The 2,010-nt window shown below is 70.2% G+C and carries 2 protein-coding genes; both read left to right on the top strand.

All coding sequences use genetic code 11. The features are described from left to right. Positions 1 to 277: 277 nt before the first annotated feature. The gene (locus tag AAHM41_RS40020) at positions 278 to 736 is read left to right on the top strand and encodes an SHOCT domain-containing protein (protein ID WP_342242223.1); all 459 of its coding nucleotides are present in this window, start codon (positions 278 to 280) and stop codon (positions 734 to 736) included. A 96-nt stretch (positions 737 to 832) separates the two neighbouring features. Next, on the top strand, positions 833 to 1,813 hold the full coding sequence (locus AAHM41_RS40025; protein WP_342242224.1) for an ABC transporter permease: 981 nt from the start codon (positions 833 to 835) through the stop codon (positions 1,811 to 1,813). The last annotated feature ends 197 nt before the right edge of the window (positions 1,814 to 2,010 follow it).

Here is a 2,010-nt window from a genome sequence, read left to right on the forward strand (position 1 = left end):
CTTGCGGGAGGGGGTTGGGGGAGGGGGCTGCGCGCGTCTGCGCGCGAATGGCCTGACGGGAGGGGGGGGACTCAAAAGAGGCGATGTGTGAACGTCGTAGCCTGCGAGGGGAGGGGAGGATGACAAAAGGCCTGCAGCGGCGAGTCGGGGCCGATCCTCCACCCTGTCAAATGCAAATAAAATTGGCGCGAAGGCCGCCCGGCCAGCTTCTCATTCCCGTCCTCATCCGGCATATTGTCTCCGGATGTTGCGCTGCAATATTGTACTGGGAGTTTCCGTGAAACATAAGGAGCCCAAGCACGTCGCCGAGTTCCGCTGGCGCCATCTCCGGCCGGACGAGACGATCGAGCTGTTCCTGGAGAACAGCCAGCGCAACGGCATGCTGATTCTCACCAGCGAGCGCGCCTGCCTCTATCGCAAGGGGCTGTGGGGCGAGGCGCTGGAGGCGGTGCCGGTCAACCGGATCACCGCGGTCGAGGCCCGCTCCATCCTGGGCCATCACGTGATCAGGCTGCTCGGCCCGCCCGAGCCGCTGGTGTTCAAGACCTTCGATCGGCGCGACCTGGTCGACGCGCTGTGCGCCCGGCTGGACGAGCTGCGCCGGGCCGACCCCGCGCCGGCGCCCGCGGACGGACCGATGGAGCATCTCAAGCGGCTCGGGGCCCTGCGCGACGCCGGCATCCTCACCGAGGGCGAGTTCGACGCCAAGAAGGCCGAGATCCTCTCGAAGTTCTAGCCGCCGGGCCGGGAGCGGGAGCCGCGGCGCCGACGCCGGTGAATTCGCCGACTCGCCGCGCTAAGCTGCGGCTCCCGCGGATCCCGGAGCCGCCCGATGAAGTCGCTCCTCGTCCGGCGCCTGGTCCAGGCGGTGCCGGTGCTGCTGATCGTCGTCTGCCTGGCCTTCCTGCTGCTGCGGCTGGCGCCGGGCGACGCCGTCGACGCGCTGGTGGTCGAGATGGGCGGCGGCGACCCCGGGCTGATCGCCCGGCTGCGCGCCGATTACGGGCTCGACCAGCCCTGGCCGGTGCAGCTCGGCCTCTACCTCGCCCATGTCGCCCGGCTCGACCTCGGCTGGTCGGTCGGCTTCTCCCGCCCGGTGCTCGGCCTGGTGCTGGAGCGGGCGGGCAACACCGCCCTCCTGATGGCCGCCGCCCTGTCCCTGGCGTTCTCCGCCGGCACCCTGCTCGGCGTCGCCGCGGCGCAAAGCCACCTCAAGGGCCGCGGCTGGCTCGACACGCTGGTCACCGGCTTCGGCCTCTTGCTCTACGCCATGCCCGGCTTCTGGATCGGGCTGATGCTGATCGTCGCCTTTGCCGTGAAGCTGCGCTGGCTGCCGCTGGCCGGCATCGCCACGGTGCCTGCCTTCGAGTCCGGCTGGGCCTATGTCATGGACGTCGCCCAGCACCTGGTGCTGCCGACCGTGGCGCTGTCGCTGATGTATGTCGCCGTCTACCTGCGGCTGATGCGCGCCGGCATGCTGGAGGTGGCGGGCAGCGACTTCGTCCGCACCGCCCGGGCCAAGGGCCTGCCGCCCGGCCGCATCACCTGGCGCCATGTGGTGCGCAACGCGCTGCTGCCCATGGTCACGGTGTTCGGCATCCATTTCGGCATGCTGCTGGGCGGCAGCGTGGTGATCGAGAGCGTCTTCGCCATCCCCGGCCTCGGCCGCCTGGCCTATGAGGCGGTGACCAAGCGCGACCTCAACCTGCTGCTCGGCATCATCCTGGCCAGCGCGGTGATGGTGATCGCGGTGAACTTGGCGGTGGACCTGCTTTACGCAAGACTGGACCCGCGGCTGAGGCAGGCGCGATGAGGGCCGCTCGCCACAATCAACTCCGCAGCCTCTTTGAGTCCCCCCTCCCCCCGCGGGAGGGGGGTAGGGGGAGGGGGGTCTCTCGGCTCGATCCGGACCAGGTCCTCGGTAAACTGGACAGGCGGCAAGCCGGTCTCCTTGCCCATCCGCGCGCGGACGCGCGCAGACCCCTCCCCCTGCCCCCCCCCCCCCCCGGG

This window comes from Inquilinus sp. OTU3971, assembly GCF_038440215.1.

What these genes read in the sequence shown, in the direction of transcription:
- AAHM41_RS40025 (WP_342242224.1), top strand. Translation starts at nt 833, where the DNA reads ATGAAGTCGCTCCTCGTCCGGCGCCTGGTCCAGGCGGTGCCGGTGCTG.